The organism is Xanthomonas sp. LMG 12460, from assembly GCF_009192895.1.
Lineage (GTDB): Bacteria > Pseudomonadota > Gammaproteobacteria > Xanthomonadales > Xanthomonadaceae > Xanthomonas_A > Xanthomonas_A sontii.
This window is the reverse complement of sequence record NZ_NKUH01000155.1, coordinates 1-8,009: the sequence shown is the minus strand read 5'-3', so window position 1 is coordinate 8,009 and position 8,009 is coordinate 1. Positions and strand designations below refer to the sequence as shown.

Sequence of the window (8,009 nt, the reverse complement as noted above, 5' to 3'; positions counted from 1 at the left end):
ACAACGTAGTGGGTTTACACATCTAGTGCCTTGTTTTCTGAGGAGTAGGGATACCAGTCGCTCACTCTAACGAAAGTGGACGACGCGCAAGGAGGACTATGACCTTGATTTAGCGACGCAACCATCTTTTTTACAAGATCTTCTTCGGTATCGGCGCTCAGCCCATTGATTCCCCAGAACTGGAGCTTCCGTTCTTTTTTGCCCATCCAGTAAATTATAGAAGCCTCACCCTTTTCAGAAAGAGATGTCGACTTTATTTCTGTCACGTATTGATACGCATCGGGCGCATCAGATGGTCCTGGGATGGTCCTAATAGCCGCTTCCGCCTGAATTTGTGTGTCGTAGGGTCCATATGAATTTCCCGCTGTATCGCGGACCAGGAATTGCTGCTTCTTCCCTTCGGTTGCGGCGAATGCCGAACTCGCGAACAGGGCGAGCAGCGTCAGAACCATCGCAAAGCGTAGAGCGCCAGAAGAGTTGCGAGTGCCGTGAAGCGTGATCATTGTGCGTCCTTGCAAAAAGTCCATCGACTCAGCCGAGTCAGGATCGGGCGGCTGCGCGTGCAGCCAGATGCCGATTGGCACGCAACAGAGCGAAGCCGGCGGCAGCCAAAGGAACGGCGGAGAATATCTGGGAAGTTCTAGAGGGGGGGTACCAGGCATCGGGCGGGTCGTCTCATCCCTGAGCGAAGCAGTAGAGCGAACGGAAACCACACGTTGCGCATACGACAATCCTTGTCATCAAGGTGCGTGATGCTAGACGAGGGCGAGGCAGCCCGCAACCAGCGCCACCGGGGATCGCACACTTTCACCAAAGGCGCCCCACACCACCCTCATCTTGCCCACCTTGAGCGGCTCGGCGACATGGCCGACAAGGGATAGACGACCCCGGTGCTACAGTTGCCGACGATCTCCTCCACCGACTGTCCGCGACTGCGTCCATGCCCGAACTCCCCGAAGTCGAAACCACCCGGCGCGGTCTGGAGCCGCATCTGTCGGGGCGGCGCATCCATGGGGTGATCCTGCGGCGGCCGGATCTGCGCTGGCCGATTCCGCCGGAGGTGGCCGAGCAGTTGCCGGGGCAGCGCATCGACGGCATTCGCCGGCGCGCGAAATACTTGTTGCTGGATACCGCGGTCGGCAGTGCGCTGTTGCATCTGGGCATGTCCGGCAGCTTGCGCGTGCTGCCGGGCGACACGCCGCCGCGGGCGCACGACCACGTCGACATCAGTCTGGAAGACGGGCGCGTGCTGCGCTTCAACGACCCGCGCCGGTTCGGCTGCCTGCTGTGGCAGGCGCCGGGGGAGACCCATCCGCTGCTCGCCGAGCTGGGGCCGGAGCCGCTGTCGGATGCGTTCGACGGCGATCATCTGTTCCGGCTCAGCCGCGGCCGCACCGCGCCGGTCAAAACCTTCCTGATGGATCAGCGCATCGTGGTCGGGGTGGGCAACATCTACGCGGCAGAGAGTCTGTTCCAGGCGGGCATCAGTCCGCTGCGCGAGGCCGGCGACGTCTCGCGTGCCCGTTACGCACGCCTGGCCGAGGCAGCCAAGGCGATCCTCGGCTATGCGATCCAGCGCGGCGGCACGACGTTGCGCGATTTCATCAGCCCGGATGGGGCGCCGGGCTACTTCGAGCAGGAGCTGTCGGTCTACGGCCGCGAGGGCGAGGCCTGCAAGCGCTGCCGGCGCACGCTGCGCCACGCCAGCATCGGCCAACGCGCCAGCGTCTGGTGTGGCCACTGCCAGCGCTGAGCAACGAACGCGATCGCGCTGCATGCACCGACGAAGGCGGTCCGGCGTCCGCTGGGATACCGCCAGCACCGCGCTTCTTGTCTTGCAGCGTCTCGGCACGATGGGCCGTCGCGACCGCAAGCGCGATTCAGCCGCGACGGGCATCACCTGTAACGCGTCGGCTCAAGCGCACATGTCGCTGGGCTTCTCGGTGGGCCTTGTCGCGTCGTTAGCGGCTCCCGAAGAGGCCTTGCCCACTCGGGCATAGCGACGCCGATGTGGTCGGGTTGGCAACTGTCTCGGCCGGGGCCCGCCCGCCCACCTCCAGCACGTCTGCGTTCGGGGCTCGCACCCACGGGCACCATCCCTCACCGCCACCTTCGGCGCCGCTTGTCTATGATGGGCGTCCTTTTCCGTTTCGATCCGGCCATGCAACGACGCGATTTCCTCAAGAACGCCGCCGCCGCCTTCGCCGCCATGGGCTTGCCGGCGATGCCGATGCTCGGCCAGGCGGCCCCTGCGGTGGGCTTGCGCCGCCTGGGCAAGCCGCAGCCGTTCGACTACGCCTGGCTCAAGGGCCACGCGCGGGCCATGGCGGATGCGCCGTACCAGAGCCACAAGCGGGCGCTGCCGGCGCCGGTGGAGGGCTTGACCTGGGACCAGTACCAGTCGATCCGCTACCGCCAGGACCACGCGTTGTGGGCGGCCGAGCAGGGCCCGAAGTTCCAGGCCAAGTTCTTCCACCTGGGCCTGTACTTCAAGACCCCGGTGCACATGTTCGACCTGGTCGACGGGCAGGCGCAGGAATTGGCCTACGACAGCGCGGCGTTCGATTACGGCAGCAGCGGGCTGAAGGGCAAGCCGCTGCCGAAGGAACTGGGCTTCGCCGGTTTCCGCCTCAACACCAAGCAGGACACCGAGCGCGACTTCGCCGCCTTCCTCGGCGCCAGCTACTTCCGTGCGGTGGGCAAGGAGGGCCAGTACGGCCAGTCGGCGCGCGGGTTGGCGATCGATACCGGCACCGGCGGCCCGGAGGAATTCCCGGACTTCATCGCCTACTGGCTGGAGCAGCCCAAGGCCGGCTCGGACACGGTGGTGGTGTACGCGCTGCTGGATTCGCCGAGCGTGGCCGGTGCCTACCGCTTCGCGATCACCAATGGCGACGTGTTGCTGATGGACATCGACAGCGCGCTGTATCCGCGCAAGACCATCGAGCGCCTGGGCCTGGGGCCGTGCACCAGCATGTACCAGGTGGGCGAGAACGACCGCCGCATGGATTGGGACTGGCGTCCGGAGATCCACGACACCGACGGCCTGGCGATGTGGACCGGCGGTGGCGAGTGGATCTGGCGGCCGCTGTGCAATCCGCCGCACCTGCGCTTCAACATGTTCGTCGACGAGAACCCGCGCGGTTTCGGCCTGCTGCAGCGCGACCGCAACTTCGATCATTACCAGGACGACGGCGTGTTCTACGAGAAGCGCCCATGCCTGTGGGTGGAGCCGAAGCAGGGCTGGGGCAAGGGCTCGGTGCAACTGGTGGAGATCCCCACCGTCGACGAGACCTTCGACAACATCGTCGCGTTCTGGAATCCGCAGGACAAGCCGCAGCCCGGCCAGGAGCTGCTGTTCGGCTACCGCCTGTACTGGGGCGCACAGGCGCCGGCGTCCTCGCCGCTGGCGCACTGCGTGGCCACGCGTACCGGCCTGGGCGGCGTGGTCGGGCAGAAGCGGCATTACTTCTCGTGGCGCTTCGCGGTGGATTTCGTCGGCGGCGAACTGGCCAAGCTGGGCAAGGAGAAGGACGCCAAGGTCGAGGCGGTGCTGCAGCTCAACCGCGGCCGCACCGAGATCGTTTCGGCGCGGCCGTTGCACGAGATTTCCGGCTACCGCGCGATGTTCGACGTGGTGCCGCCGGACGACGGCACCGAGCAGATCGACATCCGCCTGTACCTGCGCAGCGGCGAGCGCCCGCTGACCGAGACCTGGCTTTACCAGTGGACGCCGCCGCCGGCGGCCGAGCGCAAGTTGTACTGAGCCGCGAAGCGCTCGGCGCCGGCCGGCATCGGGCGCTCGTTGGATGGGGCGGTTGCGCGGGTGTTTCAGTCCCGACGCAGTCGGGGGTGCGAGTGCGGTGCGCCTCGCGCGTCGCGGCTGAGCCACTCCCACAGGGGCGCACAGGCCCGGCACTGAGCTGCTGTGGGAGGGACTTCAGTCCCGACGCGGGAATGGCGCCGCGTTCAGTGCTTGCCCGGCTCCTGCGGCGGCGTTGGCGGTGCGCCTTCCGTGCTGATGTCCTCGACATCGCCGATGTCGACCCGGCCCGGGGTGCGGCCGTCCCACACCTGGTCCTGCAGCTTCCAGTACGCGCTCGGTTCCCAGAACTGCTTGGCGTAGAACACCTCCGGATCGATGCTGCCGCCACGCGGGCCGTTGATCGACAGCGGGCCGGCCGCGCCGGAGTGGCCGAGCAGGCCGCCGGTGCTGCGCATCGCTTCGCGCCGCAGGACCGCTTCCTGGCGCGGCTTGGCGACCTGATCGCCGTAGTCGGCGAGCATCGACTTGTCGAGCTTGGCCGCGCGCTTGCGCTCGTCCGGAGTCAGCTGGTTCCAGTACTCCATCTTGCGCGCGCCGAACTGGTCGTAGCCGCGCTCGGCGGCCAGCGCCATCCACAGGAAGCCCATCGTATGGTCGGCGGCGCCGCCCTGGCCTTCCCAGTACATCTCGCCCAACCGCGCCTGCGACGGCTTGTCGGCATAGCGTGCGGCCAGTTGGTACTGCTTCCTGGCCTCGGCGTACTCGCCCTTCTTGTCGGCGCGGATACCGGCGCGGCGATAGAACAGGTCCAGGTGCGCCTCAAGGAAGCCGTCGGTGAGCACCTGCGCCGGGATGTCCTGGAAGGTGTGGTCGCCCGGGGCCGCAGCGGCGGGGCCGGGCAGGGCGAGCAGCAGGGCACAGGCCAGTGCGGTGCCGCTGCCGGCAAAAAATCCTTTGAACGAAAGCATGTTCCTCATCCCATGAGTGCGATCGGCGCGATTCTAGGCATGCCGCCTGGGCGCGCTCCATAGACTGATGGCATAGGCACGGGCGCCTGCGCGGCAATCGTCAGCGGCGGTTCATCGCGGTCCGATCCGACGCACCAGTGCGGTGCGTCGCGCGTTGCATGCGAGTTACAGCGGCAGTGCGATCTGCAGCGGATCGATGCGCCCTTCGCCGCGCATGATCTTCTTGAACTCGGGGCGGCTGACCGACACGTAGCGCTCGTTGCCGCCGATCTCCACCTGCGGGCCGTCCTGCACCGCGTGGCCGTTCTCGTCGACGCGCACGGTCATCGTCGCCTTGCTGCCGGTGTGGCAGATGGTCTTGATCTCCTGCAGTTCGTCGGCCCAGGCCAGCAGGTATTGGCTGCCTTCGAACAGCTCGCCGCGGAAATCGGTGCGCAGGCCGTAGCACAGCACCGGGATGCGCAGCCGGTCGACCACTTCGCTGAGTTGCCAGACCTGCGCGCGGCTGAGGAACTGCGCTTCGTCCACCAGCACGCAATGCAGCGGCCCGTGGCTGGCGATGTCGGCCTCGAGGGTGGCCAGCAGGTCGGTGTCGGCGACGAAGGGCATGCCGTCGGCGCGCAGACCGATGCGCGAGGCGACCACGCCGCTGCCGGCGCGGTGGTCCAGCCGCGGCGTCAGGATCGCCGTGCGCATGCCGCGCTCGCGGTAGTTGTGCGCCGACTGCAGCAGCGTGGTGGTCTTGCCGGCGTTCATCGCCGAATAGTAGAAATACAGTTTCGCCATGCCGCCGATTCTAGCGCGGCGGCCGCGCGCCCCGGCCGCCGGACGGTTCGCGAACCGGTTCAGCGCCGGCGCGGCGGTGGGGCGTCGGCGCCGGCCAGTGCCCGTTACAATGCGCGGCCAAGGGAAGTCTTCATGCACGGTCTCAATCCTCCCCAACGCGCCGCGGTCCTGCATTGCGAGGGTCCGTTGCTGGTGCTGGCCGGCGCCGGCAGCGGCAAGACCCGCGTGATCGTGGAAAAGATCGCGCACCTGATCGCCAGCGGCCGTTACCCGGCCAAGCGCATCGCCGCGATCACCTTCACCAACAAGTCGGCCAAGGAAATGCGCGAGCGCGTGGCCAAGCGCATCCGCAGCGAGGCCGCCGACGGCCTGACCATCTGCACCTTCCACGCCCTGGGGCTGAAGTTCCTGCAGATCGAACACGCGGCGGTGGGCCTGAAGCGCGGCTTCTCGATCTTCGACGCCGACGATGCCGCCGCGCAGATCAAGGACCTGATGCCCGGCGCCAAGCCCGATGCCATCGAGGACGCCAAGAACCTGATCTCGCGCGCCAAGAACGCCGGGCTGTCGCCGGAGCAGGCGATGGCGGCGGCGCGCAGCAACCGCGAGCAGGAAGCGGCCAGCCTGTACGAGCGCTACCAGGCGCGGTTGAGCACCTTCAACGCGGTGGACTTCGATGACCTGATCCGCCTGCCGGTGCAGGTGCTGGAGGAGAACGAGGACATCGTGATGGCCTGGCGCGAACGCATCGGCTACCTGCTGGTGGACGAGAGCCAGGACACCAACGACGCGCAGTACCGGTTGCTGAAGATGCTGGCCGGCCCGCGCGGCAACTTCACCTGCGTGGGCGACGACGACCAGAGCATCTACGCCTGGCGCGGCGCCAACCCGGAAAACCTGATGCAGATGGGCCGCGACTACCCGGCCCTGCAGATCATCAAGCTGGAGCAGAACTACCGCTGCTCCAACCGCGTGCTGCGCGCGGCCAATGCCCTGATCGCGCACAACCCGCATGAGCATCTGAAGACGCTGTGGAGCGATCAGGCCGATGGCGAGCGCATCCGCGTGTGGGAGTGCCGCGACAGCGAGCACGAGGCGGAGAAGGTGGCCGCCGAGATCGCCTATCTGGGCACCGCCAAGCAGGTGCCGTGGAGCGATTTCTGCATCCTGTTCCGCGGCAATTTCCAGTCGCGGCCGCTGGAAAAGGCGCTGCAGATGGCCAGCGTGCCGTACCACATCACCGGCGGCACCGCGTTCCTGGAGCGGCAGGAGGTCAAGGACGTGCTGTCCTGGCTGCGCCTGCTGGTCAATCCCGACGACGACGCGGCGTTCCTGCGCGCGGTGCAGGCGCCCAAGCGCGAGGTCGGTGCGACCTCGCTGGCCAAGCTGGCCGAACTGGCCTCGGCCAAGCACCTGCCGATGTCGCGCGCGGCCGAGTCGGTGGGCGCGCTGCAGCAGTTGCCGCCGCGCGCGGCCAACGGCCTGAGCGACTTCGTCGACATCCTGCACGAACTGCGCGCGGCCTCGACCACGCTGTCCTCGGCCGACGTGGTGCGCCAGCTCGCCGAGCAGTCGGGGCTGATCCGCGAGCTGCGCAGCCAGTGCAAGGACGAAGCGAGTTTCCAGCGCCGCCGCGGCAACCTGGAGGAACTGGCCAAGTGGTTCGAGGGCGGACCGCGCGGCGCCACCGTCGGCGACCTGGCCGCGCAGCTGGCGCTGCTGTCGCGCAACGACAAGGACGACGGCGGCAACCAGGTGCGGATGATGACCATGCACGCGTCCAAGGGCCTGGAGTTCCGCTACGTGTTCATCGTGGGCTGCGAGGACGGCGTGCTGCCGCACGAGGTCAGCCTGGAAGAGGGCAACCTGCAGGAAGAGCGGCGCCTGCTGTACGTGGGCATCACCCGCGCCAAGGAGCAGCTGTGGATGAGCTACAGCAAGCTCACCCGCAAGTTCGGCGAGCATATCCGGCTCAAGCCCAGCCGCTTCTTCGACGAGATCCCGGCCGAGGAAATGCAGCGCGACGGCGCCGACCCGGTGGCCGACGCAGCGCGCAAGAAGGAACGCGCGAATGCAGGGTTGGCGGCGATCCAGGCGTTGTTTGATTGAGAGCCGGGATTGGGGAGTCGTAATGGCGGGGTGCGTTGTGAGCGCCGTGGCTGGGAGGGGACGTGCGGATGTGCGCAGGGGCTAGTCGGCTGCTCCTTCTCCCGCCGGGACCACGGCCCCCTTTTGGGGGAAGGTGCCCCGGAGGGGCGGATGAGGGTGCGGGCGAAGCCTCGTGTCCTCAATCTCTGCATGTCGCTTCGCGCCGTACCCTCACCCCAACCCCTCTCCCGGAGGGAGAGGGGCTAGTCGGCTGTTGCTTCTCCCTGCGGGACCACGGCCCCCTTTTGGGGAAGGTGCCCCGAAGGGGCGGATGGGGGTGCGGCGGAGCTTCGTGTCCTCAATCTCCGCAGGTCGCTTCGTGCCGTACCCTCACCCCAACC

6 protein-coding genes are annotated in these 8,009 nt (G+C 67.3%); 3 read left to right on the top strand and 3 right to left on the bottom strand.

Annotated elements, in window-relative coordinates; translation table 11 throughout:
- Window positions 1-14: 14 nt before the first annotated feature.
- Window positions 15-503, bottom strand: a complete 489-nt coding sequence (locus CEK66_RS20135; protein WP_152238064.1) for a hypothetical protein — start codon at window positions 501-503, stop codon at window positions 15-17.
- Window positions 504-940: 437 nt separating this feature from the next.
- Here CEK66_RS20135 and mutM point away from each other — a divergent pair, with 437 nt between their 5' ends.
- Both mutM and CEK66_RS20125 read left to right on the top strand, forming a co-directional pair.
- Window positions 941-1,753 (top strand): bifunctional DNA-formamidopyrimidine glycosylase/DNA-(apurinic or apyrimidinic site) lyase, encoded by an 813-nt coding sequence (gene mutM / locus CEK66_RS20130; RefSeq protein ID WP_152238063.1) that lies wholly within the window; start codon window positions 941-943, stop codon window positions 1,751-1,753.
- A gap of 408 nt (window positions 1,754-2,161) precedes the next feature.
- Window positions 2,162-3,766, top strand: coding sequence for a glucan biosynthesis protein D (locus CEK66_RS20125; RefSeq protein WP_039726155.1), 1,605 nt, complete (start codon window positions 2,162-2,164; stop codon window positions 3,764-3,766).
- Between the two features lie 203 nt (window positions 3,767-3,969).
- Here the strand turns inward: CEK66_RS20125 and CEK66_RS20120 are convergent, their stop codons facing one another.
- Both CEK66_RS20120 and CEK66_RS20115 read right to left on the bottom strand, forming a co-directional pair.
- Complete coding sequence (locus CEK66_RS20120) at window positions 3,970-4,734, bottom strand: sel1 repeat family protein (RefSeq protein WP_017912190.1); 765 nt, start codon at window positions 4,732-4,734, stop codon at window positions 3,970-3,972.
- Window positions 4,735-4,899: 165 nt separating this feature from the next.
- The gene (locus CEK66_RS20115; protein ID WP_017907968.1) at window positions 4,900-5,520 is read right to left on the bottom strand and encodes a thymidine kinase; all 621 of its coding nucleotides are present in this window, start codon (window positions 5,518-5,520) and stop codon (window positions 4,900-4,902) included.
- A 132-nt stretch (window positions 5,521-5,652) separates the two neighbouring features.
- Here CEK66_RS20115 and rep point away from each other — a divergent pair, with 132 nt between their 5' ends.
- A complete protein-coding gene (gene rep / locus CEK66_RS20110) occupies window positions 5,653-7,629 on the top strand; it encodes a DNA helicase Rep (RefSeq protein WP_010340793.1) in 1,977 nt (658 codons plus the stop codon).
- Window positions 7,630-8,009 lie beyond the last annotated feature (380 nt).